This window comes from Mesorhizobium sp., from assembly GCF_965229135.1.
Lineage (GTDB): Bacteria > Pseudomonadota > Alphaproteobacteria > Rhizobiales > Rhizobiaceae > Mesorhizobium.
On the sequence record NZ_OZ245860.1, the window covers coordinates 4,787,687 to 4,814,150 of the forward strand.

Here is a 26,464-nt window from a genome sequence, read left to right on the forward strand (position 1 = left end):
CATCTCGCTTAGACAGCGCGGTGCTTCTTGTCGCGGTTCAGCGCTGCAGCTTCAGCCCGAGGAAAACGCTGTTGGCCGTATAGTTGCGGCCCGCCAGGTTGCTGGTCAGCTTCTCGGTCCGGGCGCGGCTGGTCAGGCCGACATAACGGTTCAGCCACCATGTCAGCCCGGCCTCGGCGCTCAGCGTCAGGTCGTGGCCGTCGATGCCGGTGTAGTCGCGCCAGTCCAGGCCCAATGCCGCGTTCCCGGTGAGGTTGGCGCGTATCTGCCGCTCGCCGGTGAGGCGGCCGGAATAGAGGATGTCGCCACTCTGGCCGGCGGTGGTCGAGTCCTCGATCATCGTCTGCCCGGTCAGGCCGATGATCGTGCCGCGTTCCGGCGACCATTTCACGTCGGCATTCACCGACGGTCCCGAAATGGCCGGCAGGTTAGCGTCGTCGATCGCCTCGCGCAGCCATCCGGCCGAGAATTCGCCGGCCAGTTTCTCGCCGAGGTCCAGCTTCGTTCCCACCCTGGCGCCGAGCGTGGTCGAGGACCGGTCGAAGCCGCTGCTGTCCACACCTAGATCATAGACCCGACGGCCGAGCTCCACCTCGGTGAAGGGCGTGAGCGCCGGGGAGATTTCGTAGCCGGTGCGCAGCTTCATCGAGTAGAGGGTGGAATCGCGATCCTTCTGGGACAGCGAGGTGCCGTCATCGAGCTTGGCGTCGCCATAGGTGTCGTGCGCGATGGCTGATGTCACCGTGAACTGCATCTTGCCGACATCTTTTTCGAGGCCGAGGCTGCCGTCCACCGTCTGGCGCACCGGCTGCGAACTCGAATCGGGAACGGCGCCCGGCGCGGATGCCGATTCCGGTACGGCTTCATAGCCGAGCTTGGCGATGGCGCGCAGTTCATTGTCGAGATCGACGTTCAGCTGGCCTTCGATGCGGCCTTGCGCGTCATGCACCTGTTCGCCCGACAGGGTCTCGCGGAAGATGCCGTAGCCGTCGATGGTCGCGGAGTTCTCCCGCCAGTCGGAGATGGCGTTGAAACGCAGCGTGGTTTCCGAAAGCAGGGCGGAACTGCCGGTACTGCTGGAATCGGCGTTAGAGGACGCGGTCAAACCCTGCTCGAGTGTCGGCCGGATGATGAAGGAGCCCCATTTGATGCCGGTGGCGGCAAAGGGATCGTCCTCGGCCTTCCTCTTTTGGGCCTCGATGGCCGCCGTGCGCTCGGCACCGGGATCAAGCTTCAGCCTGTCGGCGGAATCGACGGTGAGAGCGCGCGCGTTGGCCGGCTCCTGATCCGTGGCCGCCGCGTCTATATCGCCGGTCGCGGCGTTATCCGCCGCTGTGGTGGTGGCGGTCTTCTTCGTCTTCTTCTTTGCCGCGGCCTGCTTGGCGGCCTTGGCCTGATCGGCCGTACGTTGCCTTGCCGCCGCCGATTGGCGCGGCTTGGGCTGTGTCGGGGCATCCGTGGATGTGTCGTCAGGGGTCGTCGGCGGATCAAAGACACTGGCGGTTGTGGGGACGTCGGTGTCGGGTACCGCGCCGGCGCTGGCTGGCAGATAAGTGCGGGGGCTGTCCTGCGTCGGCGCGGCGGCTGGCGTCACCTGCCCCTGGCCGGCCAGCGCCCTTTTCTGCTGGTCGGACAGGATGGCTGATTCGGATACCTCGCCACGCAGATCCGTTTCCTGAGCGTAGAGCAGGCTTGGGCGCAGCAAGGCAAAGATGCTGGTCGCCAGCAGCAAGGCGCAGACCGCCTTGCCCTTTCGTCCCGTTCGTTTTTCTGGCTGGACCCCGGACATCGCCACCACTGCTCGCGCGGCGCACGCGCGCCATACTTACCGAACCGTAAATGGGGATGGTTAACGGAGGGTTGAGGCGCAGGCCGGCCAGCGTGCTAAAGCGCTGATGTTCGGAAGGTTTTTGCGGCTTGTTCATGGCCCTCTTTTCTCATGTGCGTGCCGCCGAGCTTCTGCAAATGAGGCCAGGCGAGACCCGGCACGACATGCATCACGTGGTATTTCCGTTGGACACGAACGCGGCAAAGCGTTAATCGCATCTCCCATGCATGCGGGATCCCTAGAAAAGAAGCAGCTGGACAGGCGGGCTTCGATTGCCTCGGCGCTGCGAACGGTGGCGACCGAACAAGCCGGCATCGCGGCGCTGGCCGCGGCACTCGAAAACGGGTTGGCCGAGCCCTTGGCTCAGGCCGTGGACCTTGTGTCGAAGATCAGCGGTCGTGTCATCGTCACCGGCGTCGGCAAGAGCGGCCATATCGGCTCCAAGATCGCGGCGACATTCGCCTCGACCGGCACGCCGGCGTTCTTTGTCCATCCCGCCGAAGCCAATCACGGCGACCTCGGGATGATCGCCAGGGATGACGCCATCATCGCCCTGTCATGGTCGGGCGAGAGCAAGGAGCTCCAGGGCATCGTCGCCTATTCGCGGCGCTTCTCCATCCCGCTGATCGCGGTCACCGCCGGGGAGACCTCGGCGCTGGCACGCGCCGCGGACGTGGTGCTGCTGCTTCCGCGCGTGCCGGAGGCATGCCCGCACGGCCTGGCGCCGACGACATCGACGCTGCTGCAACTGGTCATGGGAGACGCGTTGGCCATCGCGCTGCTCGAAGCACGCGGCTTCACGCCTGATCATTTCCGCACGTTTCATCCCGGGGGCCAACTCGGCGCCAACCTGACGCAGATCCGCGAGATCATGCATGTCGGTGAGCGGCTGCCGCTGGTGGTCTCGGGCACCGGCATGCAGGACGCCATTCTGGAACTGTCGCGCAAAGGCTTTGGCTGCGTGGCGGTGACGTCAGCGGATGGAGCGCTGATCGGCATCATCACCGACGGCGACATCAGGCGCCATATCGGCAGCGATCTTCTGGCGATGACGGTGGATCAGGTCATGACGAGAGGGCCGAAAACGGCCAGGCCGGACACGCTGGTGGCAACAGCATTGCAGACGATCAACACATCGGCCATCACCAGCCTGATGGTGGTGGAGGGCACGCGGCCGATCGGACTTGTCCACCTCCACGACCTGCTGCGCATCGGCGCGGCGTAGTTTCGGACCCAAAATTCAAATCGCCCCGAAGGACGCGACCAGTCGGTTGGCGGATGCGCGCCTATCCTGGCCAAGCTGTCATGATCACGATGCAATAATAAATCATACGTGTCAGCAACACGGGATTGCCGACACTTGCGCTATCCCGTCGGTTGGGTTCGCGGTATTGGTCCGTTAACCGGTAGTCGGTAGTTTTGATTGCGGACCTTTAGGTTATGATTGTTGTGGAGAGGCCGCATTTTCTCCAGCTTAATTGAAAGATTTGGCCGGCGGCGAGGCCCCGGTCCCGCACCCCAGCGCGGAGAGGTGCTGGGCGACATGATAGCCGGCGTGTTGGAGGGTAAAATGGCCCCCAGCTTTCAACGAGCAGGCGATTTGACCTGGGTTGGAAGTCCGGCGGACCACATACGCTGCATGCTCAAGTTCCAGGCAATGAAAGGGGCTACCTTTTCTGCCTGTTGGGGGGTCTCGATCGACTTCGTGCCAATCCTGACAGGCGGAAGCCTTCGCTGGAAGCGAACGGCGAAGTCGGCGAATTTTGATCTCTGTGTCGATCCTATCGATTCCTCGGGTGAAATTCCCAGCTGGTGCTCGTTCCGTAACAATGATCGCGCGCATCGGGTGGAGCACGCCGCCCTGGCAGCTTTCAATGCTGCCCAGCTGGACTGGTCCAGAATGACTTCGCTGAGGGACATTGTTGAAAGTTTCGAGCGACTATCGAAGGCGGAGATTCGCCGGTTCTCGTTGGAAAACCATGTCCAAACGGATCTCGCCTGGGGCCTGGCCCTTGTCGCCCTCGGAGAGACGGATGAGGGCCAAAGCCACATTGATGCATTTTGTGCGAGCTTCGCGGTTGCGCGGGACGCTGCCGTCCTGACAAAAGCCAAAAGCGAGGCGGCTGCGATAGCGGCCGGATAAAGCTATCCCCCGTCGACAATTGCCGGCAGCGATCGAATCTGATGCTGAGGCAACCGGTTCCCGAAATGCGCGGTTGTGCCGACTCGAGTGTCGGATTTCCCGCACCGATGCCGCGGCCTCACACCGGCTCGACGGTCAGCTCCAGATCGGTATCGGCGGCACCGACAACACGCACCTGCGTGCCGGCAGGCAGATCCGGGCCGGAAACGCGCCACAGCGTGTCGCCGAGTTTGATGCGGCCGCGGCCATCCCGGATCGGTTCCGCAAGCGTCGCCATGCGGCCGATCAATTGCTGGCCGCGCCGGTTGAGTAGCGGCTGGTCGGTGGGAATGTTGCGTCCGCCAACCAGCTTCTTGCCGACGAAGGCCGAAATCACCGACAGCACCAGGAAAGCGAGAACCTGGACCTGCCATGTCCACACAGCGGCGTCCCAGATGAGCAGCGAAACCACGCCGATCAGAATTGCCGCGATGCCGATCCAGAGCATGAAGACACCGGGCGCGATGACCTCCATCACCAGCAGGACGAACCCCAGAACCATCCAGTTCCACGGGCCGAGTTCGGAAACGATACGGTCGAGCATGGGAGTGTGCTCCTATTTCCTGTTGGGCATGATCTTTCCGAAAACCGGTTTCCCGCTTTTCGTGATCGGCTCCTGTGATCTCAGCTGTCGCTTGGACGAACCACCGGCGGGCGGGCCGCCTGTCTCGCTGCACCCGCGGTGCCTTCACTCCTGAAGACTTCCTTGGCAATCTCGCCGATGCCGCCAAGCGTGCCGATCAGCGCCGAGGCTTCCATCGGCATCAGCACGACCTTGCTGTTGGTGGCCGTGCCGATCCTGCCCAGCGCTTCGGTGTATTTCAGCGCGACGAAGTAGTTCAGCGCCTGCACGTCGCCCTTGGAGATCGCCTCCGACACAACCTGCGTGGCGCGGGCTTCGGCCTCGGCGGAGCGTTCGCGGGCCTCGGCGTCGCGGAAGGCGGCTTCCTTGCGGCCCTCGGCTTCAAGAATCTGCGACTGCTTGAGACCTTCGGCGGCGAGGATCTGCGCACGCTTGTTACGTTCGGCGGTCATCTGGCGGCCCATCGATTCGATGAGGTTGGCCGGCGGGTTGATATCCTTGATCTCGACGCGGGTGATCTTGATGCCCCACGGATGCGCCGCCTCGTCGACGACGCGCAACAGGCGCTCGTTGATGGCGTCGCGGTTCGACAGCAATTCGTCGAGGTCCATCGAGCCCATGACGGTGCGGATGTTGGTCATCGTCAGGTTGAGGATGGCGTTCTGCAGGCCGGAGACCTGGTAGGCCGCCTGCGGCGCGTTGAGGATCTGAAAGAAGGCGATGCCGTCGACGCCGACAATGGCGTTGTCGCGGGTGATGATTTCCTGGCTCGGCACGTCCAGCACCTGCTCCATCATGTTCATCTTGGCGCCGATGCGGTCAACGAAAGGCACGATGAGGTTGAGGCCGGGTGTCAATGTCCTGGTGTAACGCCCGAAGCGCTCCACCGTATAGTTATACCCCTGCGGAATTGTCTTGATGCCCTTGAAAAGCACCAGCACGATCAGGAAAGCGAGAACAATAATCGCAATATCGAAACCACTGAAATTCATTTGGCTCTCCCTCGGATGCCGGCCGCGCGAGCCACTCTCGCGCAACCAACCTCACCAAAGACTTAAGTGTGTTTCAGCAGCGTTACAATCTGGTGATGAGGGATTGTTTTGCGGTTTGCACTCAGCGGTTGAAGGCAAACAGGGGTGCATCCGTATCGTCCAGCCCGTTGATGGAGGACGATACGATCTCGGAAGCGATCTGCGAGAAGGTGATGCCGTTGCCGCCATAGCCCATCACGGCATGGATGCGCGGATGGCGGGGAATGGCCCCGATATAGGGCAGGCCGGTGGTGGTGGTGCCGAAGGAGCCGGTCCACGCGAATTGGGGCCTTGTGTCGAGCCGCGGGAACAGCCTGCCAAGCTTTTCGGCGATGCGCTCGCTCTTGGCGGCAAGCAGCGCATCGCGACGGGTCTCGTCGGCGAAGTCCTCATCCTCGCCGCCGCAGATGACCCTGCCGTCGGCGGTGGCGCGCATATACAGGTAGGGATCCGAAGCTTCCCAGATGAACGCACTGCCCGGCCAGAGCTTCCGTGGCTGCGGGCGCGTGGCGATCGCCCAGGTCGAGATGATCTGGTGGGCGGCGGCAGGCACGATGTCGGTCAATTCGTAGCCTGTCGCCAGCACCAGATGCTTGGCGGTGATGGTCGGGCCGTCCCGGGTGGCGACGACCACTTCGTGCGCGCTGTCCTCGATCCCCGTTGCTTCGACAGGCGCATGGAAGCGCGCCTTGTTCTCCAACGCCTTGAGCAGCAGTCCGGCCGTGAGCTTGCGCGGATCGAGCGCGATGTTGCCATGGCTGAGGACGGCGCCATCGCGGTCGACACCGAACTGCTCGGCCAGCGGGCCGGGGCTCAGATAGGTTGAGGCGATGCCCGCCTCGCGTCGCGCATCGGCCTCGTCTCGAAGGTCGGACGGGCCGAGCACTGTGCCGGCAAGATAGAGCGACTGCCTGCGGGTCGGTCCGCAATTGATGGAAAGCCGATCGATGCGGGCGGCAAGATTGGAGACGGCCAGACGCGAGCGCCGCCACGCCTGTTGCGCCGAAGCCTTGCCGATCATCGTCGAGAGTTTGGTCAGCGGCTGGTCGATCTCGAACTGCACCAGCGCCGTGGTTGCCGGTGTCGAGCCCTTCATAGGACCACGCCGGTCGATGCAGACAACCGAATGGCCATCGCTCGTCAGCGCTTCCGCCATCATCGCGCCGCTGATACCCATGCCGACGATCAAGACGTCGGTCTTGACGTCGCGCGTCAGCGGGTCCGTCGGTACAGCGGGTGCGCGATAGGCGGACCAGACGGGCCGGCCGCTTCTGAGGTCGAGTTTACGGGGCATCCTATTCTCCGAAGGCGCGCCTCAACGCCCCGGCGTGCTGGTGGTTCCACTCAGACCCAGCCGGACAATTCCCGGCGCACCATCGCTTCGATCACCGCCATGCCTTCCGGGCTGTCGTTGAGGCAGGGGATGTGGGCGAACCTCTCGCCGCCCGCATGGTGGAAGGTCTCGGCCACTTCGCGGCCAATTTCGTCCAGCGTCTCGATGCAGTCGACCGAAAAGCCCGGATTGAGGATGGCGATCGATTTCACGCCCTCCTTGCCCAGCTTCTCGACCGTGTTGTCGGTGTAGGGCTGCAGCCATTCCTGTGCGCCGAAGCGCGACTGGAAGGTGGCGATCAGCTTCTTGTCGTCCCAGCCGAGCCGCTCGCGCAACAGCCGTGTCGTCTTCAGGCAATGGCAATGATAGGGATCGCCCTTCTCGAAATACGGCTTGGGAATGCCGTGGTAGGACGCAATGACCACCTCCGGTTCGAAATCGAGCGCCGCCAGTTGCTGCTCGAGCGAACGGGCGAGCGCCTCGATATAGACCGGCTCGTCATAATAGGGCGGCACGCTGCGGACAGCGGGCGCGGCGCGCATCTTCATCAAGGCGCGGAAAAGCTGGTCGTTGGCTGTTGCCGTCGTCGTCGCCGAATATTGCGGGTAGAGCGGAAAGGAAAGGATGCGGTCGCAGCCCTGCTCGACCAGCTTCTTCGCCACGCTTTCGGTCGATGGATTGCCGTAGCGCATCGCCCAGTCGACGACGACATTGGGCAGATCGCCGAGCGCCTGGCTGAGCTTCTCGCCCTGGGCGCGGGTGAAGGTGCGCAGCGGCGACTCGTTCTTCTCTTGGTTCCAGATTCTGGCGTAGTTGGCGCCGGACTTCTTCGGTCGCGTGGTCAGCACGAGGCCGTAGAGGATCGGGTACCAGATCGCGCGGTTGAGTTCGATGACGCGCGGGTCGGACAGGAATTCCCGAAGATAGCGCCACATCGGCTTGAAATCGGTGCCGTCCGGCGTGCCGAGGTTGACCAGCATGACCCCGACCTTGCCGGTTTTGACCGGCGGATGTCCGGCCGGCAGCGGGCCGACAGCCTTGGCGGATTTGGTGTCGATGGCGGTGGACAGGGTCATAAGGATTCTCCGAAACCGCGAACCTAGCGATATTGCTGGTGCTTTCAATGCCGCGCGTGGCCGCACCTTGATGCGGAACACCCGCCCGGTCGCCCAGGCGGGTGTTCCGCGGAAATGAGGGCGAGTCTACTTCGCCGGAATGGTCAAGGTCGCGCCAAGCGGGAGGCGATGCGGCTGGTAGCCCTTGTTGGCACCGGAGATCACTTTCCACTTGGTGGGGTCGCCATAGGCCTTCCTGGCCAGATCCCAGTAGGTGTCGCCGGAGACAATCACGTGGCTGGTTTCGGCCGGTGCGGCTTGGGAGGGCTTGGCGGGTTCCGCGACCGGAGCAGGTGCGGGGGCTGGCGCCGGAGCCACGGGCGCCGGCTGGGCGGGAGGAACTAGAGGCGGTGGCGCTCCTTCAGTCGATACCGCCGGCGGAGTGTTGGCGATGTCGCCGGAGTTGGTCGGCAATTCGGGCATTGCCGGAGCCGCCTCCGCTGGTTTGGCAGGCTCCGCCCTCGGGGCAGGAGCGGGTGCGGTGGCCGGGGCGGGTGTCGCATCCGCCGATTTTGCCGGCTGCGCCGAGGCAGGTGCTGGCGCCGCCGCGACGGTGGCGGCGATCTCGGTAATGCGGCCATCGAGCCTGGGCGTATAGGGCCGGTGCGCGGCGAGATAATCGGCGACCACCTGTTCGAGGTCCGGACCATAGTCATAGGCGTTCTTCCCCTTCTCGGCGAAGATCTTGTACCCGTCGCCGCCCTGGCGGACGTAGTTGTTGGTGGCGACCAGATAATCCTTGTCCGGATTGATCGGCGTCCACGCACCGTTCTCCATCACCTCGACCGACTTGAGGCGGCCGGCATTCGGCGCGACCGACTTGTCAAAGGAATATTTGAGGCCGGCAACCTGCGGGAAGCGCCCGGCGCCGTCCTCGATCTGGCTGAGGCCGCCCTCGAGGCCGGCAACAAGATCCTTGCCGGAAATCTGGAAGGTCGCCAGCGTATTCTGGAACGGAAGCACGGTCAGCACTTCGCCCATGGTGACGGTGCCCTTGTCGATCGAGGCGCGCAGGCCGCCACCATTCGAGATGGCGATCTCGACGCCCTGTCCCTTGACGCGGTCGAGGATAGCATCGGAAACCAGGTTGCCCATCGAACATTCATGGACGCGGCAGCTCTGGCGGCTGCCGTCGATCACATCGGTGGTCTCGGCGACTTCCTTGTTCTTCAGCGCCTCGATGGGCGCGCCAAGCTCCTTGATGCGGGCGAGCACGGCAGGATCGGGCGTGATCGACTTGTCGAGAGGGATCGGGTTGCCGCTGGCTTCCTTGACCTTGCCGCTGTCGTCGAACACCACCTTGAACTCGCCGAGATATTTCGAATAGGCCTCCGCCTGCACGACCGGCACCTTGTAGCCGCCGGGGTTGTCGACCATCGTCGGGTAGGGACCTTCGGCCTTGGGATCGGTGTTGGACAGCAGCGAATGGCTGTGGCCGCCGACCACGACGTCGATGCCCGGTATCTTGGCGATGACGTCGCGCTCGCGCGGATAGCCGATATGGGTCACGGCGATGATCTTGTTGACGCCCTGTGCGTGCAGCTTCTCGACCTCGGCGGTGATCGACTTGACATCGTTCTCGATGGTGATGTTGGGACCCGGGGAGGAAAGCTCGGGCGTGTCGTTGGTGACGGCGCCGATGATGCCGATCTTCTGCCCGCCGACTTCGACCACGATCGACGGCTTGACCCGGTCGCCGAGCTTGGACTGGGCGTTTGCCTTCACATTGGCGCCCAGCACCGGAAACTTGATCATGTCGAGGAAGGGCGCCAGGGCCGCCTCGCCATCGTCGAACTCGTGATTGCCGAGCGCCATGGCGTCGAACTTCATCTCGTTGAGGAATTCGCCTTCGACCTTGCCCTTGTAGGTGGTGTAGTAGAGCGATCCCTGGAAGTTGTCGCCGGCGCTGAGCAGCAGCACGTTCTGGCCCTCCAGCTTCTTGCGCTCCTGGGCGATCGCGGTGATCAAGCGGGCCGCGCCGCCGATGCATTCGCCCTTGGTCTCCTCGTCGGCCGAGCAGGTCGTTTCGTATTTGTTGTTACCCTCGATGCGGCTGTGCCAGTCATTGATGTGCAGGATGTTCAGCGTGTAGTCGGCAAAGGATGCGCCGGCCGACAGGCCCAGCATGGATACCGAAAGGGCGGCAATGGCGGCGATCTTCTTCATCTTCATCTCCCGGATGACCTGACCAGAGGCGTTTAACGCCCTTGCTTGACTGCGATGCGACAGCGGGTTTTCCGGCCATGTTCCCATCGCGTTTCCGGTGATGCAAGCAGAAAACGGGGTAACTTTTGCCCACACAAAAAAGAATGGCGGCCATTGGCCGCCATTCTCAAGTCAAACGAACCGTGTGTTCAGCCGCGCCTGGTCAGCACGAAGTTCTGGCCGCTGGAGCTGGTGCAGTTAAGCTGGCTGGTGGAGACCATCAGGCAGTTGAAGCTGACCGGTGTCTGGCGGATCAGCGAGGTACCATTGATCTGGACCGATGTGGCACCGGTCATGGTGTAGCTGCCGTTGGACAGCTTCTGGCCGGTGTCGGTCGCCACGGTGGTGAAATTGCCGCCGGCAAAGGTCGACAGACCCGTGCCCTTGGCATCGATCCACGAACCTTCAACGCCCTTGGGCGCCGCCGCCATTGGCGGTTCGCTTGGGCCGGTCGTGTTGCAGGCGGCAAGGGCTACAGCCATGGCCGTGGCAATGCCGGCCGAAAGCAGTTTGCGCGCAATCGTCATTTTTGAAAATCCTCTCGTATGTCCGCCACCTTCAATCACCCGATTTCCGGGTGATTGCAAGGCGGTGAGGCATGCTGGCAAGGGTGCTATCGAACCAGGATGTTGCGGAATTGCCACGGATCGTTTTCGTCAAGGTCCTCGGGGAACAGGCCGGGCCGATTGTGGAGCGGTGTCCAGTCCGTATAGTAGCCCTTGACCGGGCCGAGATAGGGCGACTGCACTTCCAGGCAGCGCTTGTAGTCCATCTCGTCGGCCTCGACGATGCCCGCCTCGGGATTTTCCAGTGCCCAGACCATGCCGGAGAGCACCGCCGAGGTGACCTGCAGGCCTGTTGCATTCTGGTAAGGCGCCAGCTTGCGCGCTTCGGCAAGCGACAGCTGCGAGCCGTACCAGTAAGCGTTCTTGTCGTGGCCGTAGAGCAGCACGCCGAGCTCGTCGACGCCGTCGACCAGCTCGTTCTCGTCGAGGACATGGTGGACGGCCTGCGGCTTGCCGGCGGCGCCGAACATCTCGTTGAGCGACAGCACCGCGTCGTTGCAGGGATGGTAGGCGTAGTGGCAGGTCGGGCGATAGTGAACCTTGCCCTTCTTGCCGCGCACGGTGAAGAAGTCGGCGATCGAGATCGCCTCGTTGTGCGTCACCAGCAAGCCGTATTGCGGGCCAGGCGTCGGGCACCAGCTGCGCACGCGCGTGTTGGCGCCGGGCTGTTCCAGATAGATCGCGGCCTTGGAGCCGTGCTTGTGCTTCTTGGCGTTCTTCGGCATCCACGTCTCATGCGTGCCCCAGCCGAGCTCGGCCGGCTGCAGGCCTTCCGAAATGAAGCCCTCGACAGACCAGGTATTCCAGAACACATCCATTGGCTTCGGCTTCTTGGTGCGCTGCGTGTCGCGCTCGGCAATGTGGATGCCCTTGACGCCGACCTTCTTCATCAGCTTGGCCCAGCCCTCGCGGTCGTCCTGCGCGGGCTCCCAGAACTCCAGGTCAAGATCGTTGGCGAGGTTCACCAGCGCCTGTTTCACGAACCAGGAGACCATGCCGGGGTTGGCGCCGCAGGTGGAGATCGCGGTCGCGCCGCCGGGGTTGTCGTGCTTTTCCTTCAGCAGGGACTCGCGCAGCGCATAATTGGTGCGGCTGGCATTGTCGGCCTCGGTATCGAAATAGAAACCGAGCCAGGGCTCGACCACGGTGTCGATGTAGAGCACGCCGAGCTTGCGGCAGAGCCGCATCAGATCCACCGAGCCGGTATCGACCGACAGGTTGACGCAAAAGCCCTGGCCGGCGCCCTTGGTCAGCAGCGGGGTCAGAAGCTTCTTGTAATTCTTCTCCGTCACCGCTTCCTGGACGAAGGCGATGCCGCGTTCGTCAAGCAGCTTGCGGTCGGTGTCGCGCGGGTCGATGACGGTCATCAGCGACTTGTCGAACTTGAAATGGCGCTCGATGAGCGGCAGCGTTCCCCGGCCGATCGAGCCGAAGCCGATCATCACCACGGGGCCGCTGATTTCACCGTAAACAGGCCAGTTTTCATTCGCCATTTTATAGAGCACTCCTTCAAAGCCCGGATGACCGGGCAAACACGCGCAAAAGCCGGGCGTTTGCCCGGCGACCCAGCGCTACACCACAGATCATTGTCACAAACCAGCGAAAAGCGCCAACCGGCTAAAGCGCGTCGCGTCGAACCGGATTCATGCGACGCGCCATGGGTCCTTTATTTCATGCATGTCGTTCTCCCAAAAACGAGGTCACTTTGGGCCACATGCATTAGGCGTCACTGGCCATGTTGTTAAGGACAGCGACCAGCCGGTCGCGATCGGACGTCATGCCCTTGTAGTCGAGCTGGGCGAGATCGAGGGCTTCCAGCTGCGCTGCAAAGGACGTCGCCAGTGCTGCCCGGTCGGGGTGACCAGCCAGAACCCGCAGCGGGTCGAGATGGATGCGAATGGTGAACAGGATATCGCGGGATGCCGGGAGTTTGCGCAATGTCTGCCGCTCGACGCGAATGAAGGCGTGGGCGTTGATGTCGCCGTCCGGGAACCGGGAGGGGCGGTTGGTGGCGCGGTCGATGCGCTGGATGTCGGAGAGCGGGTGGTAAAGCGCATTGTCGGACTGGATGGACCAGTTGTAACGTTCGACGGCCTGGCCCTGGAGACCGTCGAACATGCGGTTGATCAGTTCCGCCGGACGCGTGCCCGGACCGAAACCCGGCACCGGCGCGTGGATCTCCTGCAGCGGCCGGCCGAATTTCTCGATCAGCGACCATGATGAAGGAAAGCACAGCGAGCCGGCGACTAGCCGCCAGCCGCTGTCGTCGCGACGCATCAGGATCAGGTCTTCCTGGACGAGAAGGGAAGCCGCGATCAGCGGCGCATCCTTGAAACCGCCGGCACCAAAGCCGCTGTCCTGTTTGCCGGCCGCACCCACCAACTCGACGCCTTCGCCGCTACGGCGATGGGTTTGGGGGAAATGCGCCGGCAGGTGTTCCACAAGCAGGTCGAGCACTTCACGCTGCGCGTCGCGGGTGCCGTCTTCCTCGACGAAGACCCGTTCGGGGATATCGGCGTAGAGCCGGCGCTTCTCGGCGAGATAGGGCAGCAGGTGGTCGTCGACTTCGATCCATCCGGCGGGATCGAGCGGCTTTAGCCCGATGCTGAACAATCTCGATGAACCGTCATAGGGTGTATGGGTGGGCACGGTCTTGTGCTGGTTCATGATTGTCCGCCGGCGCCTGGCCTGATGTATCGTGCCTCGCTCAGGACGGTCTCCTTGTGACCTGTGTCAGGCCAGCCTCGCGGGCATCAGGCCACGAAGCGAATTGCCGACGAAGATCGCCCTGGCGGATTTCAGTTTGTCCCATGTGTAGACCGCTTCATGCGCCCGGCCTTCATCCAGCAGTTCGCCGCGCAATACGCCAGGCAGCAAGCCGCAATCGAGCCGGGGCGTTGCCAGCGTGCCGTCGCCGAAATCGGCGAAGATGTTGGTGATGGTGCCCTCGCAGATATCGCCGCGCTCATTGGACAGCACAACCTCGTCGGCCTGGCTGATCAGGAATTCGGCCCGCGCCCGCTGGTAGGCATCGCGCCGGCTGGTCTTGTGACGCAACAGCGTGTCGGCCGAATCGAGCCGCGTGCGTGCAAGCTGCAGCCGCCAGACCTTGTCGGCGACGGATTGCTCGTAAGGCTGTGCCGAGGCAGTGACGTGGCCGCCATCGGACAGAACGAGGCGCAGGCGCATCGCGGCCCTGGAGCCGCCGACAGCCTGTTTCAGGGCGTCGGCGATCCTCACCGGATCAAAGGCGAAGTCCAGTTCCGTTGCCGAAGCATGGAGACGCGCGAGATGGCGTTGGAGGCGCAGGAAGCCGGAATCCGGCTGCCAGCGCATGGTTTCGATCAGCTCGAAGCCGGCTTTGTTCCCGTCGCGAAGCGCGCCTTGAGCAGACACTCCTGATACTCCTCCTCAGCCGTCGAATCAAAGACGACGCCGCCGCCGACATTGTAGACGGCCTCGCCGCTGGAGAAGAGCGAGATGGTACGGATCGCCACGGAAAAGCGCATCGTGCCCCCTGGCGCGATCCAGCCTGTAGCGCCGCAATAAACGTCTCGCGGCGTGCCTTCAAGACCATGCAGGATTTCCATGGCGCGAATTTTTGGGGCGCCGGTAATCGAGCCGCAGGGAAACAGCGCCGCGAAGACGTGACGGATGGTCAGGCCGGGCAGCAGCCTTGCCCGCACGTCGCTGACCATCTGGTGGACGGTCGGGTAGCTTTCGATGCGGAACAGCGCGGGCACTTCCAGCGTGCCGACCTCGCTGATCAGCGAGATGTCGTTGCGCAGGAGATCGACGATCATCCGGTTCTCGGCCTGGTTCTTCTCGTCGTTGCGCAGGAATTCCTTCAGCGTCTTGTCCTCCTCGGGAGTCGCGCCTCGCGGTGCCGTCCCCTTCATCGGATGCGTTTCGATCATGCCCGTGGCGTCGATTTCGAAGAACAGTTCAGGCGAACGCGACAGGACGATGGGATCACCGAGCGCGATCAGGGCGCCGTACTTGACCGGCTGGCGCTCGGTCAGCGCGTCGAAGGCGGCGAGCGGATCGCCCGACCATTGCGCATGGATCGGGAAGGTGAGGTTGGCCTGATAGCAATCGCCTTCGCGGATGTGCCGATGAAGCCGGGAGAAGCGTTTTTCATAGTCGGCCGGCGACCATTTCGCCCTTGCGTCGAATATCGGGCCGTTGCTCGTCGCCGCGCCGGTGGGCATGACGGCTTCCTCGACCGGCGCATCGAAGACTCCCAGGCAGACAAGCGGCGCGCGGCGTCCTCCCGGCAGCAGCGGAACCAGCTTCGGCTCCAGCAGGTAGCCGGCCTCATAGGACACATAGCCGGCCAGCCATTTGCCGGCCTCGTGCGCGGCCTGCGCAGCCTGGAATGCGGCCTCGAAATCCTCTGGCCCACGAGCCACGATGATGTCGGCCGGACGGTCGAAGACGAGCTGGCGCGCGCTCTCATCATTGCGAAAGATTGCGGAGGGCAGGGACATGGCACTCGGGTGTTGCGGTCGATGAAGACGTCGACCGCTCTATATGGGGACCCGTTTCAGCGCAATCGAGGGAGCGGCGTCGAGAGACGCAAAGGCGGCCTTGCGGCAGAAGCCAAGCGGCTGCGTCGAGGCGGCGGCACCCAAGGGGCGCCGCCGGATTGCCGGACTATGCCGGCGGACAGCTCAGGTGTTGCTGGACGTTCCCGCTGACGGGAAGCGGCGCGCGAATTCCTTTTCGTCGCCGGCAGCAAGCAGCTTGGCCTGCTCAACCCAATGCTCGCGCTCGACGCGGCCACCGAATTGCAGGGCATGTTCGATCCGCTCGATATCGGCGGTCGTCCACGAGGCGATCTGGGCAAAGGTGGTTACGCCTTGCCCCTTGAGCAGTTTTTCGTTGACCGGGCCGATGCCGATCAGCCGGCGCAGATTGTCAGGCTTGCTGGTTGTCGCGGCCTTGGCAACCGCCGGTGCTGCCTTCTTGACGGCGGGTGCGGGCTTCGCCGCTGCCGGCTTCGGTGCGGCTGCTTTCGGCGCGCTTGCTTTCGATGCCGCGCTTGCCTTCGACACCGCCGCCGTCGGTGCGGCTTTTGCCGCCGCGGATTTGGCTGCCGGCTTTGCCGGAGCAGGCTTGGCCGGAGCGGCTGTCGCGGTAGCGGGCTTCGCAGGTGCAGGCTTCGCAGGAGCAGGCTTTACAGGTGCAAGCTTGGCAGGAGCGGGCTTGGCAGGAGCGGGCTTGGCCGGTGCGGGGCTCGACGTCACGGAAGCCGGTGCCTGGCTTGCCGCCTTCGCGGGCCCTGTACTTGCCGCTGGGGGCGTGCTGGCGGCAGGGGCTCCCTGCGCCTCGCGCAACCGGCGCTCGAGATCGGCGCGGGTCTTGCCGCATGCGTCCAGTTCGCCGGTCAGGCGGTCGCTGTCGGCGCGCAGCCTGTCGCGCTCGCTACGCGTACGATCGAGATCTCCACGCAGGCTATCGAGTTCGCCGCGCAGACGCCCCCAGATGAACCAGCCCACCAACACACCTACCAGGAACGCCACGAGCAAATAGAAAATTCCCATTTTCTCTCTCCAGTCGGATCCGTCTGCCGTGGCATGGGGTCATGACGTTCGGCGAAGGACCATTCGATGGTGGTTCCGCGGTTCGCGGAACTGCCGGCTTCGATCGAGCTGTCGGTGATCGGCCTTGCTTGCCATAGCCGACGGCCCATTGTCGCGTCTGCCTGAACGCCGCGGTCGGCGGACAAATCCTCGGCCCGATCCGCACGCGCTCCGGCTGAGCTTGAGGGCGGAGGCTATCATAGAGCTTGCGGAAAGCTATCGGAAAACGTTCGGGGAGAGTTATTCAAGAACAAATATTTAGAGCAAGAATAGACCGGTTCACGGCATGCATTCCGGCTAAACTGTTCGGCCGCTCGTCTTGGCAAGTGGGCTGCGCGAGATGGTTATTCGAGCATCGCCCACCGATGCCGTTCCTGTCGTATGCGCTAACGGTCCAGCGCTTCGAGTTCGTCGATCAGGCCGCTGATCACGCCGAGGCCGATCTGCCAGAAAGCCGGGTCCGTGGCGTCAAGGCCGAAAGGCGCCAGGAGCTGCGAGTGATGCTTGGTGCCGCCGGCGCGCAGCATCTCGAAATACTTGTCCTGGAAGCCGCGCTCGGCATTCTGGTAGACCGCGTAGAGCGAGTTCACCAGGCAGTCGCCGAACGCGTAGGCGTAGACGTAGAAAGGCGAGTGGATGAAGTGCGGGATATAGGTCCAGAAGACCTCGTACCCCTCGCGCAGCCTGATCGCTGGCCCGAGGCTCTCGGCCTGCACCTCCAGCCAGAACTGACCGAGCTTGTCGGAGGTCAGTTCGCCGTTCTTGCGCTCTGCGTGCACCTTGCGCTCGAATTCGTAGAAGGCGATCTGGCGCACCACCGTGTTGATCATGTCCTCGACCTTCTGGGCAAGCATCGCCTTGCGCTCGCGCTTGTCGGTGGTCTGGTCGAGAAGCGAGCGGAACGTCAGCATCTCGCCGAACACCGACGCGGTCTCGGCCAGCGTCAGCGGCGTCGAGGCCATCAGAGCGCCCTGGCCGGCGGCCAGCACCTGATGCACGCCATGGCCGAGTTCATGGGCCAGCGTCATCACATCGCGCGGCTTGCCCATGTAGTTCAGCAGCACATAAGGATGCGCCGACGGCACGGTCGGATGCGCGAAGGCGCCGGGCGACTTGCCCGGACGCACCGACGCATCGATCCAGTTTCGGTCGAAGAAGGTCCGGGCGATCTCCGCCATGTCGGGCGAAAAGCGCTGGTAGGCCGACAGTACCGTGTCCCGGGCTTCATCCCAGCCTATCACGGCCTGTGGGGTCTCGGGCAGCGGGGCGTTGCGGTCCCAGTGGTTCATCGCGTCCATGCCGAGCCAGCGCGCCTTCATCGCGTAGTAGCGGTGTGACAGGCGCGGATAGGCTTCGCGAACAGCCAGCGCCAGCGCGTCCACGACGCTGCGCTCGACGCGGTTGGCGAGATGGCGTGAATCGGCAATATCCTTGAAGCCGCGCCAGCGGTCGGAAATTTCCTTGTCCTTGGCCAGCGTGTTGGTGATCAGCGTGAAGGTGCGCAGGTTCTTGCGGAAGGTCGCCGCCAGCGCCTCGGACGCCCGGCGGCGCACCTCGCCATCGCCATCCTGCAGGCGGTTCAGCGCCGGCTCCAACGTCGTCTCCTCGCCGTCGATGTCGAAACGCAGGTCGGTCATCGTCTCGTCGAACAGCCGGTTCCAGGCACCGCGCCCGGTGATCGACTTCTCGTGGAAAAGCTGCTCGACGCGGTCTTCGAGCTGATAGGGCTTGTCCATGCGCAGGTCGAGCACCCACGGCCGGTAATGGCCGAAGACCGGATCGGCGGCGAGAGCACTGTTGATCACGGCATCGTCGATCATGTTCAGTTCGAGGGCGAAAAACAGCAGATGCGCGCTAGCGTCAGTCATCTTCTCCTGGATGTCGCCGTAGAGCTTGGCGCGCTGCGGGTCTGCCGTATTGCCGGCATAGACCAGCCCGGCATAGGAGACGATGCGGCCGATCAGTTCCTCCAGCCCCTCGTAGGCCTTGAGCGCTTCGCCCAGCCGGCCTTCGGCGCCGCGCGCGGCCTCGGCCGCGAGCGTGCCTTTCCAGCGGTTCTCGAAGCCGGTCGCGTCGGCGGCGGCCCTGGCGATGTCGCGCTTCAGTTCCGGCGCGTCCATGCCGGCATAGAGATCGTTGAGATTCCATTCCGGCAGATTGCCGAGCGCAGCAGCACCCTGACCGGATGCCGATGGCGCAAGCCGCCGAGCCGAAACCGTGTGCATCGCCAATACCTTCCAGAATCAAGATTAAAAGGGAGGAGCAGGAAGCCCGTCAAATCCTAAGGAATTCGTTCACCGGGTTTTTTGAAACCTTATTTAGAACCCTGTGCCAAGATGATCCACAGGGCAAAATTCCTCGGGCGGGCGTTGTTCACCAATCATGACAGGTTCCATACTCATAGTCGATGATGATCCCGTGCAGCGCAGGCTGCTCGAGGGGGCGGTGACGAAGTTCGGCCACACGGCCATCGTCGCCGACGGCGGCGTGGCCGGCCTCGACGTACTGGACGGTCCCGGCGCGCGCGACGTTTCAGTGGTGATCCTCGATCTCGTCATGCCTGGCCTCGACGGCATCGGCGTGCTGAAGGCGATGCGCGAACGCGGTATCCACATCCCGGTCATCGTGCAGACATCGCAGGGCGGCATCGATACGGTCGTTTCGGCAATGCGCCACGGCGCCTTCGACTTCGTCGTCAAGCCGGCCTCGCCCGACAAGCTGCAGGCATCGATCGGCAATGCGCTGAAGGTCGAGGCGGTCGAGGGCGAGGTGCGGCGCACGTCGCGTCGCAAGGGCGGCCATCTGACCTTCAAGGACATGATCACGCACAGCCCGGCGATGGACCGCGTGATCCGTCTTGGCCAGAAGGCGGCCGCCTCCAACATTCCGATCCTGATCGAAGGTGAATCCGGAGTCGGCAAGGAACTGGTGGCGCGCGCCATTCAGGGGACCGGCGACCGTCGTTCGAAGCCCTTCGTTACCGTCAATTGCGGCGCCATTCCCGACAATCTGGTCGAGTCCATCCTGTTCGGCCACGAGAAGGGTTCTTTCACCGGCGCCTCCGAGAAGCACACCGGCAAGTTCGTCGAAGCGCATTCGGGAACGCTGTTCCTCGACGAGATCGGCGACCTGCCGCTCGACGTGCAGGTCAAATTGCTGCGCGCCGTGCAGGACGGCGAAGTCGATCCGGTCGGCGGGCGCTCGACCGTCCGGGTCGACATCCGGCTGATCTCGGCGACGCACCGCAACCTGTTGCAGCAGGTCAAGGATGGCAAGTTCCGCGAGGACCTGTTCTACCGACTCAATGTCTATCCGATCTTCGTGCCGCCGCTGCGCGACCGTCGCGACGACATCCCCTACCTAGTAGAGCATTTCATGGAGAAGGTGGCGCCGGCCGATGCCCGCCACCGGCTGCAGGGCATTTCACCTGGGGCAATTGCCATGCTGCAGGCCTATGACTGGCCGGGGAACATAAGGCAGCTCGAAAATGCCGTCTTCCGCGCCTCGGTGCTCTGCGATGGCGATGTGCTGACCGAGGAAGAGTTCCCGCAGATCCGCGCGCAGGTCAGCGGTACGGTCAATCTCGACGCGCATGGCGCGCGGCCGGAGGCTCCTTTGCCCGCGGACACCCACCGGGGTGACGACGGCACCCGCCCGGGCGAGGGCATCGTCGTGGCCGAGCCTCATCAACAGGTCAGGCTCCAGCCGCGATTCGGAACGTTGCGGGCGCTGGACGAGCGCGGCAATGTGCGCGCGCTTGCCGATGTCGAACTCGAAATGATCAAGCTCGCCATCGATCACTATAACGGCCAGATGAGCGAAGTCGCCCGCCGTCTCGGCATTGGTCGCTCGACGCTGTACCGGAAGCTCAAGGAGCACGGCATCGACCCGGAAACCGGCCGCGTGGAACGGCTCGCATCCTAGGCTTGATCTCCAAGCGCAAGGCTGAGTCCAGCTTGAGGATGTAAGTTTCGTGCACGATCGTATCGCGCCGCGAGGGTGCCGCGTTGCTGTTCACGCATTAAGGCAAGCGGTAACAGATCGTGTAACGGCTAACGGCCGAAACATGATCTAAACCAGCGGTTTACCAAGAAATGCTGTACACAATTTTTGACGGGATATCGCCACGGTGTTACCGCATTTCGGCTTCAATAAGTGATGATTAACCATTAAGGTTGATATTCGGATGCGATCCTGACGCATCTGTTTTGGGGAAATCCGGGGACAGAAGACAGCCTGCAAGGCCTTTTGATTTGAACAGAATCGAACGACACACAAACGGGCGATCCTACCGTATGCGCGTCTGGCCGAGATGGCTGGCAGCCATGGTGATTGCCTTAGGTTTCCTCGCCGCGGCCGCGACCGGCGCCAGCGCCGAAACGCGTTCGCTGAAGCTTTATCACCTGCACACGCACGAAAAGGCGGAGATCGTCTACAAGCGCAATGGCCGCTACGATCCCGAAGGCCTGCGCAAGATCAACATCATCCTGCGCGACTGGCGCCGCAACGAACCGACCAAGATGGACCCGCGCCTGCTGGACCTGGTCTGGGAAGCCTATCGTGAAAGCGGGGCGACCGATTACATTCAGGTCGTCTGCGGCTATCGCTCGCCATCCACGAACTCGATGCTGCGCAGCCGCAGCCGGGGCGTGGCCGAGAAGAGCCAGCACATGCTCGGCAAAGCAATGGACTTCTACATTCCCGGCGTGCCGCTGAAGAAGCTGCGCAACATCGGCCTCAAGATGCAGGGTGGCGGTGTCGGCTACTATCCGACGTCGGGTTCGCCCTTCGTCCACATGGACGTCGGCAACGTGCGGCATTGGCCCGGCATCACCCGCCAGGAACTGGTCAGCGTGTTCCCGAACGGCAAGACGCTGCATGTGCCGAGCGACGGCAAGCCGCTGCCCGGCTATGAGCAGGCGCTCGCCGCCTACAAGTCGCGTGTCGGTTCCGGCGCTCCCGCAATCGAAATGGCAAGCGCTGGCGGCGGTGCCAAGAAATCCCGCGGCTTGCTCGCTTCATTGTTTGGCGGCGGCTCCGACGAGGCCGACGACAGCGCCGATGTCGCTTCGGACGAGCCCGCGCCCGCACCCAGGGCGGTGAAGTCCGCGCCTGCCGCGAAGAACGCCCTGCCGGGCATCGCCATCGTGGCGCCGCAGGATGCCAAGCGCGCTGAGATTCCGCGGATTGCCGACGCGTCGGCTGACGAGCCGGATCAGGATACGCCGGAAACGATCATCGCGGCGCTGCCGGCGCGCGAGGTTCCCGTTCCTGATTTCGCGCCGCGCCCGAAGGCCGATGTCGGCGCCCAGCAGCCCCAGAACGTGCCATTCGCCGTGGCCGATGCGTCCGCCACGACCGAGCGGACGGTGGCGACCGCGCAAGCGCCGGCAAACGTTCCTTTCGCTACTGCTGATCAGTCGGATGTGCCGGATCAGAAGCAGGTGGCGGTCAACAACGTGCCGCTGCCAACCTGGCGTCCCGAACACGCGCCGGCCGCGGTCGCGGCCGATGTGACGCCGCCGAGCAAGGATGTGCTGCTGGCTCTCGCCGACACGGCCGAGAAGGGCAACACCGCCACCGACGCGTTCTCCGTGCTGCCGACAGCACGGCCTGACACGGGCCGGACCGACGAGGTCAAGGCCGTTCTCGATCAGGTCAATGCGCAACCGGCAATGACGGCTTCCTCGGTGTCCAAGGCAGCGAGCGCCCCAACGCCAGCGGCGACGGCGGTCTATCAGGTGGCTTCGTTGTCCGAACCCCGCTCGGCCTTCAACGACCCGGACGGCGTCGATGCCGCATCGCCTCGCCAGGCGATCGTCGCACGCCCCGCCGGAACGGATCCGGTCGCGGCGATCGGCGCTGGCGTGAAAACGACGCGCAAGGAGTCACGGGCCACGGCGCGGGATCTGAAACCCGGACCGAAGGCCGTGGTTGTTGCCGCCGCGCCGCAGGCTGCCCGCTGGGCGCTGGGCAGTGGCGAGACGCTGACAACCACCACCAGCTCGACGACCGGGCCCCGCTACGCCTACAACATCGTGCATACGCCACCGAGCGAGGTCTACACCGCTGGCTTCCAGGCGGACAACCAGATGGCCGATGCCAACCGGTTCACCGGCAATGCCGTAAAGTTCCTTTCGGTCGCCCGCTTCCAAACCAAGTAAAGCTGCCGATGTCCGAACCCGAAGCCGCGCTGGGCGACCAGCGCGGTTTTTTGTTTCCAGGGTCTTTTCACGATTGCATGCTTGGCGACGCCGACATCACGCGCGGCTGACATTCCCGTGACCCCGGAACGAGGCGTCGTCAGGATGGTTTTACCTCTGTCGTTCAACTCAGGAAAAAGCCATGAAAAACATTCTGTTGGTCTCTCTCATCTCGATTGCGGCGGCTTCGGCGTCCATTGCGCCGACACAGGCCGCCCCCATAGCCAGGGTCGGCGATCATGCCCATGAAAGGCATTGCCGGATAAAGACGGTCAGCCGGTGGTTCCATCACCACAGGGTGGTGCAGAAGATCAGGGTCTGCCACCCCAAGTACTAAAGAGCCGGATCGAAACTCAAAGTCCGCGCTTGCAAGACCGGCGCGGATTTTGCGCTGGGGGTGATGTAGCGGCTGCGAGCGCTCGGTATCCGGCGGGGTCACGCCGGTCTGACATTCCCGTGATCGTGGAACGCGTTACCGTTTCGCGGGTTCTATCCTTGTTGTTTCAAACCCGGGGAAATCCATGAAAAACATACTCTTGGCATCGCTCATTTCGCTTGCGGCTGCCGCGGCGGCCATTGGCCCTACTCAGGCCGATACCATGGTCGTCAATCGCCATGACCATATGCATATGAGAAAGCATTGCCACATGCAGACAGTGACGCATTGGCGCCACCATCACAAGGTCGTCGAACAGGTCAAGGTTTGTAACTGACCGTTCCGAAATCGGTTCATGGAAACCCGGTCGATGCTCGTCGGCCGGGTTTTTTGTTACATGAATGAGCGCCGGAAGATGATACGGCTTGAAATGCGATAAGAGTTACTTCGCCAGCTTGCTCGCCGCGCGCGCCAGAGCTTCGATCTCGTCCCATTTGCCCGCCTTGACCATATCGTCGGGCGCGACCCAGGAACCGCCAACGCAGACGACGTTGGGCAGGCTGAGATAGTCGGCCGCGTTCTTGCCGGTGATGCCGCCTGTCGGGCAGAACTTCACATCGGCCAGCGGCGAGGCAAATGCCTTGAGCGAGGCGATGCCGCCGGACTGTTCGGCGGGGAAGAATTTCAGGAAACGCAAGCCGGCTTCCCGTGCGGCCATGATTTCGCCGGGCGTGATGGCGCCGGGCAGCAGCGGAACATCACTATCTCCCGCCGCCGCCAGGAGCTCGCGGGTGATGCCGGGACTGACGATGAATTTCGAGCCGGCGCTTGCTGCCTCGTCGAATTGCCGGGCGTCCAGGATGGTGCCCGCGCCGACAATGGCGTCCTCGACTTCGCCTGCCACGCGCCGGATCGCCTCCAGCGCATCGGCGGTGCGAAGCGTGATCTCGATCGCCGGCAGCCCGCCACGGGCCAGCGCGCGCGCCAGCGGCACCGCGTCGGCCACATTGGCGATCTTCAGCACCGGGATCACCGGCTGGCCATTGAGGAGCGACAGGAGTTTTTCGGTCTTGCTGGGCACTTTGTCTCTCCGCGTCTACTGGTAATTCAACCGATTAGCAGACGGGTGTTTTCCTGTCCACGAAACGAAACGTGTCGCGATGTCACGCGCCGCGGAACGGCTCTTCGCCCATTACCATCGAGGATGATGACGGCCGGATGAAAGCGCCCAGCCTTGAAACAGTCGCCGCCAGCGTCTAGTTGGCATGGCAATGACTTCGTCCACGCCAACAAACCCAATCCGTGTCGCCGCGCTCTACCGGTTCGCGCGGCTTGACGCCTTCGAGGAACTGCGGGCGCCGCTTGCCGCCTTCTGCTGTGGACGCGGCATCAAGGGCACGCTGCTTCTGGCACATGAAGGCATCAACGGCACTGTCGCCGGCAGCGAAGCGGACATCGCCGCGCTGGTCGAACATCTCGAATCCATCGAGGGCCTTGCCGGGCTCGAGGTCAAATACAGTGGCGCTGCCGAAATGCCGTTCCACCGCATGAAGGTGCGGCTGAAGCGCGAGATCGTCACCATGGGGATCGATGATATCGACCCGGCCAAAAGCGCGGGGACCTATGTCGCGCCGGCCGACTGGAATGCGCTGATTTCCGATCCGGATACGATCGTGGTCGACACGCGCAATGCCTATGAAGTGTCGATCGGCACCTTCAAGGGCGCCGTCGATCCCTCAACCGCCAGCTTTCGCGAATTTCCGGCCTGGGTCGAGGCGCATCGCGGTGACCTGGAGGGGCGAAAGATCGCCATGTTCTGCACAGGCGGCATACGCTGCGAAAAAGCGACGGCCTATGTGAAGGCGCTTGGCATCGAGAACGTGTTCCATCTCAAGGGCGGGATCCTGAAATACCTCGAAGAGGTGCCTGCCGAACAAAGCCTGTGGCAGGGCGAATGTTTCGTGTTCGACGAGCGCGTTTCGGTGTCCCATGGCCTGGTGGAAGGCGAGGCCGAACTGTGCCGCGCCTGCCGGCATCCGTTGACAGGCGAGGACCGGCAGTCGCCGAAATTTGCCGCCGGCGTCTCGTGCCCGCACTGCTTCGACAGCCGTTCGGATGAGGATCGCCAGCGTTACGCCGAGCGCCAGCGCCAGGTCGAACTGGCGCAGGCGCAGGGCAGGGGCCCGCATATCGGCAGCTAGTTCAGGCTACGCGACAGAGAATCGATGGATGGCCCAAAGCCATCTCCCGTCGCGCTGCCGGCGGGCGACCTCGGTCGTTGTCGTCCGTCGGGGAGTCTGGTTGACGCAAGCCCCAAGTCCCGATTGATGATGGCCGCGCGTTGAATTCCGGAAGCAAATTTTTGTCGCGGTGAACTTCGCAAATAGGGCCGGATTCTTCCCGGCAGTGCATCAATTGTTCCTCGCCGCTGTCGATAACGTCATCGGGCTCAAAAAAGCGCTGCCATTCCATCAATGTCCCCCGCCCATTGCCGGGCAATCAGCCGCCGCGCCAGACCGTGGGAACCACGCTGGCTTGCCGGTCATGGCGGCACTCCTGTCGGACCCGGACATACCCGAGATCGAAGCCGGTTTCGGCACGTCGAGCGACGGTTCGTCATTGTATTGTCAGCGTGCGGGACCTACGTCTTCGGCGTTCGAAACCTGCCCGTTCGGCCGGGCAAATCTGGAGGCACTGAATGTTCGATCCCAAGAAGCTTCTCGACGATCTGCTCGGCTCGCAAATTCCCGGAACGGACTCCACGGTTCGCGACAAGGCGGGGCAGGCCGTCCAGATGGCCAAGGACAACCCGCTGGCCGCCGGCGCGATTGCCGCCGTGCTGCTTGGAACCGGGGCCGGTCGTGAGGTTACGGGTGCCGCCGTGAGGCTCGGCGGCCTGGCCGCCATCGGCGGCCTCGCCTACAAGGCCTACCAGAACTACAAGAGCGGCAATGCCCCCGCCGAGGCGCCCGCCGCCGGCGAGCCGGAATTGCTGCCGCCGCCGAAGGACACGGCCTTCCACCCGTCACAGGCCCCGCAGGGCGAGGATGAATTCACGCTCACGCTGATACGCGCGATGATCTCCGCGGCGAAGGCGGATGGCCATGTCGACGACGAGGAGCGCCAGAAGATCGCCGGCAAGCTCAGCCTTGCCGGCATCGGTCCCGACGCCGAGAAATTCCTGATGGCGGAACTGGAGCGGCCGCTTGATCTCGATACGCTGGTGGCTGGCGCCCATACCGACGCGCAGAAGCTCGAACTCTACACGGCGTCGCGCCTGACCATCGACCCGGACACGCGCGCCGAACGCGGCTATCTCGACCTGCTCGCCGGCCGCCTCGGCCTGCCGGATGCGCTGGTCGACCATGTCGAGGCGACGGTGTCGGCGGCAAAGGTGCCTGCCAGGACCGGAACCTCGCCCAATCCACGCTGGTAGCCAAATCGGCACAGGTGCCCT

22 protein-coding genes are annotated in these 26,464 nt (G+C 63.5%); 8 read left to right on the forward strand and 14 right to left on the reverse strand.

The window, feature by feature from the left end; translation table 11 throughout:
• Nucleotides 1-37 precede the first annotated feature (37 nt).
• On the reverse strand, nucleotides 38-1,789 hold the full coding sequence (locus tag ACO07C_RS22875) for an outer membrane beta-barrel protein (RefSeq protein WP_421916430.1): 1,752 nt from the start codon (nucleotides 1,787-1,789) through the stop codon (nucleotides 38-40).
• A gap of 262 nt (nucleotides 1,790-2,051) precedes the next feature.
• On the opposite strand from ACO07C_RS22875, the gene ACO07C_RS22880 reads away from it, so the two are divergent.
• Nucleotides 2,052-3,053: a KpsF/GutQ family sugar-phosphate isomerase gene (locus ACO07C_RS22880; RefSeq protein ID WP_421916431.1), complete on the forward strand. Its 1,002-nt coding sequence runs from the start codon at nucleotides 2,052-2,054 to the stop codon at nucleotides 3,051-3,053.
• A gap of 414 nt (nucleotides 3,054-3,467) precedes the next feature.
• On the forward strand, nucleotides 3,468-3,971 hold the full coding sequence (locus tag ACO07C_RS22885; RefSeq protein WP_421916432.1) for a hypothetical protein: 504 nt from the start codon (nucleotides 3,468-3,470) through the stop codon (nucleotides 3,969-3,971).
• A gap of 118 nt (nucleotides 3,972-4,089) precedes the next feature.
• Here the strand turns inward: ACO07C_RS22885 and ACO07C_RS22890 are convergent, their stop codons facing one another.
• From ACO07C_RS22890 to ACO07C_RS22945, 12 genes are all read right to left on the reverse strand, one after another.
• Nucleotides 4,090-4,554 (reverse strand): NfeD family protein, encoded by a 465-nt coding sequence (locus ACO07C_RS22890; protein ID WP_421916433.1) that lies wholly within the window; start codon nucleotides 4,552-4,554, stop codon nucleotides 4,090-4,092.
• Nucleotides 4,555-4,634: 80 nt separating this feature from the next.
• On the reverse strand, nucleotides 4,635-5,585 hold the full coding sequence (locus ACO07C_RS22895; RefSeq protein ID WP_227345414.1) for an SPFH domain-containing protein: 951 nt from the start codon (nucleotides 5,583-5,585) through the stop codon (nucleotides 4,635-4,637).
• 121 nt (nucleotides 5,586-5,706) lie between these two features.
• Nucleotides 5,707-6,918, reverse strand: a complete 1,212-nt coding sequence (locus tag ACO07C_RS22900) for an NAD(P)/FAD-dependent oxidoreductase (RefSeq protein WP_421916434.1) — start codon at nucleotides 6,916-6,918, stop codon at nucleotides 5,707-5,709.
• 50 nt (nucleotides 6,919-6,968) lie between these two features.
• A complete protein-coding gene (gene hemH, locus ACO07C_RS22905) occupies nucleotides 6,969-8,033 on the reverse strand; it encodes a ferrochelatase (RefSeq protein WP_421916435.1) in 1,065 nt (354 codons plus the stop codon).
• Nucleotides 8,034-8,159: 126 nt separating this feature from the next.
• On the reverse strand, nucleotides 8,160-10,238 hold the full coding sequence (locus ACO07C_RS22910; RefSeq protein WP_421916436.1) for a 5'-nucleotidase C-terminal domain-containing protein: 2,079 nt from the start codon (nucleotides 10,236-10,238) through the stop codon (nucleotides 8,160-8,162).
• 188 nt (nucleotides 10,239-10,426) lie between these two features.
• Nucleotides 10,427-10,804 carry a hypothetical protein gene (locus ACO07C_RS22915; RefSeq protein ID WP_421916437.1) on the reverse strand — a complete coding sequence of 126 codons (378 nt, stop codon included), beginning with the start codon at nucleotides 10,802-10,804 and terminating at the stop codon, nucleotides 10,427-10,429.
• A gap of 86 nt (nucleotides 10,805-10,890) precedes the next feature.
• Nucleotides 10,891-12,336, reverse strand: coding sequence for a homospermidine synthase (locus ACO07C_RS22920; protein ID WP_421916438.1), 1,446 nt, complete (start codon nucleotides 12,334-12,336; stop codon nucleotides 10,891-10,893).
• Nucleotides 12,337-12,562: 226 nt separating this feature from the next.
• Nucleotides 12,563-13,510 (reverse strand): heme-dependent oxidative N-demethylase family protein, encoded by a 948-nt coding sequence (locus ACO07C_RS22925; RefSeq protein WP_421916439.1) that lies wholly within the window; start codon nucleotides 13,508-13,510, stop codon nucleotides 12,563-12,565.
• A 66-nt stretch (nucleotides 13,511-13,576) separates the two neighbouring features.
• On the reverse strand, nucleotides 13,577-14,239 hold the full coding sequence (locus ACO07C_RS22930; protein ID WP_421916440.1) for an aminotransferase class IV family protein: 663 nt from the start codon (nucleotides 14,237-14,239) through the stop codon (nucleotides 13,577-13,579).
• Nucleotides 14,188-15,333, reverse strand: coding sequence for an aminodeoxychorismate synthase component I (locus tag ACO07C_RS22935; protein WP_421916441.1), 1,146 nt, complete (start codon nucleotides 15,331-15,333; stop codon nucleotides 14,188-14,190). The genes ACO07C_RS22930 and ACO07C_RS22935 overlap by 52 nt, the downstream gene beginning before the upstream one ends.
• A gap of 183 nt (nucleotides 15,334-15,516) precedes the next feature.
• Nucleotides 15,517-16,389 (reverse strand): proton-conducting membrane transporter, encoded by an 873-nt coding sequence (locus ACO07C_RS22940; protein WP_421916442.1) that lies wholly within the window; start codon nucleotides 16,387-16,389, stop codon nucleotides 15,517-15,519.
• Between the two features lie 425 nt (nucleotides 16,390-16,814).
• Complete coding sequence (locus tag ACO07C_RS22945; protein ID WP_421916443.1) at nucleotides 16,815-18,653, reverse strand: M3 family oligoendopeptidase; 1,839 nt, start codon at nucleotides 18,651-18,653, stop codon at nucleotides 16,815-16,817.
• 157 nt (nucleotides 18,654-18,810) lie between these two features.
• On the opposite strand from ACO07C_RS22945, the gene ACO07C_RS22950 reads away from it, so the two are divergent.
• The 4 genes from ACO07C_RS22950 (at nucleotide 18,811) to ACO07C_RS22965 (ending at nucleotide 23,344) form a co-directional block, all read left to right on the forward strand.
• Nucleotides 18,811-20,352, forward strand: coding sequence for a sigma-54-dependent transcriptional regulator (locus ACO07C_RS22950; RefSeq protein ID WP_421916444.1), 1,542 nt, complete (start codon nucleotides 18,811-18,813; stop codon nucleotides 20,350-20,352).
• A gap of 371 nt (nucleotides 20,353-20,723) precedes the next feature.
• Nucleotides 20,724-22,592 (forward strand): DUF882 domain-containing protein, encoded by a 1,869-nt coding sequence (locus ACO07C_RS22955; protein ID WP_421916445.1) that lies wholly within the window; start codon nucleotides 20,724-20,726, stop codon nucleotides 22,590-22,592.
• Nucleotides 22,593-22,773: 181 nt separating this feature from the next.
• The gene (locus ACO07C_RS22960; protein ID WP_421916446.1) at nucleotides 22,774-22,968 is read left to right on the forward strand and encodes a hypothetical protein; all 195 of its coding nucleotides are present in this window, start codon (nucleotides 22,774-22,776) and stop codon (nucleotides 22,966-22,968) included.
• A gap of 184 nt (nucleotides 22,969-23,152) precedes the next feature.
• Nucleotides 23,153-23,344, forward strand: a complete 192-nt coding sequence (locus ACO07C_RS22965; protein ID WP_421916447.1) for a hypothetical protein — start codon at nucleotides 23,153-23,155, stop codon at nucleotides 23,342-23,344.
• A gap of 105 nt (nucleotides 23,345-23,449) precedes the next feature.
• On the opposite strand, the gene ACO07C_RS22970 is transcribed toward ACO07C_RS22965, so the two are convergent.
• Nucleotides 23,450-24,088: a 2-dehydro-3-deoxy-phosphogluconate aldolase gene (locus ACO07C_RS22970; protein ID WP_421916448.1), complete on the reverse strand. Its 639-nt coding sequence runs from the start codon at nucleotides 24,086-24,088 to the stop codon at nucleotides 23,450-23,452.
• A gap of 190 nt (nucleotides 24,089-24,278) precedes the next feature.
• Here ACO07C_RS22970 and ACO07C_RS22975 point away from each other — a divergent pair, with 190 nt between their 5' ends.
• Together ACO07C_RS22975 and ACO07C_RS22980 are read left to right on the forward strand one after the other, a co-directional pair.
• Entirely contained in the window at nucleotides 24,279-25,208 is a 930-nt protein-coding gene (locus ACO07C_RS22975) for a rhodanese-related sulfurtransferase (protein ID WP_421916449.1), read from the forward strand.
• Nucleotides 25,209-25,705: 497 nt separating this feature from the next.
• The gene (locus tag ACO07C_RS22980) at nucleotides 25,706-26,443 is read left to right on the forward strand and encodes a tellurite resistance TerB family protein (RefSeq protein ID WP_421916450.1); all 738 of its coding nucleotides are present in this window, start codon (nucleotides 25,706-25,708) and stop codon (nucleotides 26,441-26,443) included.
• Nucleotides 26,444-26,464: the final 21 nt, after the last annotated feature.

Bases quoted from the DNA above. Each gene is read 5' to 3' on its own strand.
- ACO07C_RS22910 (WP_421916436.1), bottom strand. From the start codon at position 10,238: ATGAAGAAGATCGCCGCCATTGCCGCCCTTTCGGTATCCATGCTGGGC.
- ACO07C_RS22890 (WP_421916433.1), bottom strand. From the start codon at position 4,554: ATGCTCGACCGTATCGTTTCCGAACTCGGCCCGTGGAACTGGATGGTT.
- ACO07C_RS22900 (WP_421916434.1), bottom strand. From the start codon at position 6,918: ATGCCCCGTAAACTCGACCTCAGAAGCGGCCGGCCCGTCTGGTCCGCC.
- ACO07C_RS22965 (WP_421916447.1), top strand. From the start codon at position 23,153: ATGAAAAACATACTCTTGGCATCGCTCATTTCGCTTGCGGCTGCCGCG.
- ACO07C_RS22925 (WP_421916439.1), bottom strand. From the start codon at position 13,510: ATGAACCAGCACAAGACCGTGCCCACCCATACACCCTATGACGGTTCA.
- ACO07C_RS22955 (WP_421916445.1), top strand. From the start codon at position 20,724: ATGCGCGTCTGGCCGAGATGGCTGGCAGCCATGGTGATTGCCTTAGGT.
- ACO07C_RS22875 (WP_421916430.1), bottom strand. From the start codon at position 1,789: ATGTCCGGGGTCCAGCCAGAAAAACGAACGGGACGAAAGGGCAAGGCG.
- ACO07C_RS22945 (WP_421916443.1), bottom strand. From the start codon at position 18,653: ATGCACACGGTTTCGGCTCGGCGGCTTGCGCCATCGGCATCCGGTCAG.
- ACO07C_RS22950 (WP_421916444.1), top strand. From the start codon at position 18,811: ATGACAGGTTCCATACTCATAGTCGATGATGATCCCGTGCAGCGCAGG.
- ACO07C_RS22895 (WP_227345414.1), bottom strand. From the start codon at position 5,585: ATGAATTTCAGTGGTTTCGATATTGCGATTATTGTTCTCGCTTTCCTG.
- ACO07C_RS22960 (WP_421916446.1), top strand. From the start codon at position 22,774: ATGAAAAACATTCTGTTGGTCTCTCTCATCTCGATTGCGGCGGCTTCG.
- ACO07C_RS22880 (WP_421916431.1), top strand. From the start codon at position 2,052: ATGCATGCGGGATCCCTAGAAAAGAAGCAGCTGGACAGGCGGGCTTCG.
- ACO07C_RS22885 (WP_421916432.1), top strand. From the start codon at position 3,468: ATGCTCAAGTTCCAGGCAATGAAAGGGGCTACCTTTTCTGCCTGTTGG.
- ACO07C_RS22980 (WP_421916450.1), top strand. From the start codon at position 25,706: ATGTTCGATCCCAAGAAGCTTCTCGACGATCTGCTCGGCTCGCAAATT.
- ACO07C_RS22975 (WP_421916449.1), top strand. From the start codon at position 24,279: ATGACTTCGTCCACGCCAACAAACCCAATCCGTGTCGCCGCGCTCTAC.
- ACO07C_RS22915 (WP_421916437.1), bottom strand. From the start codon at position 10,804: ATGACGATTGCGCGCAAACTGCTTTCGGCCGGCATTGCCACGGCCATG.
- ACO07C_RS22940 (WP_421916442.1), bottom strand. From the start codon at position 16,389: ATGGGAATTTTCTATTTGCTCGTGGCGTTCCTGGTAGGTGTGTTGGTG.
- ACO07C_RS22920 (WP_421916438.1), bottom strand. From the start codon at position 12,336: ATGGCGAATGAAAACTGGCCTGTTTACGGTGAAATCAGCGGCCCCGTG.
- ACO07C_RS22935 (WP_421916441.1), bottom strand. From the start codon at position 15,333: ATGTCCCTGCCCTCCGCAATCTTTCGCAATGATGAGAGCGCGCGCCAG.
- hemH (WP_421916435.1), bottom strand. From the start codon at position 8,033: ATGACCCTGTCCACCGCCATCGACACCAAATCCGCCAAGGCTGTCGGC.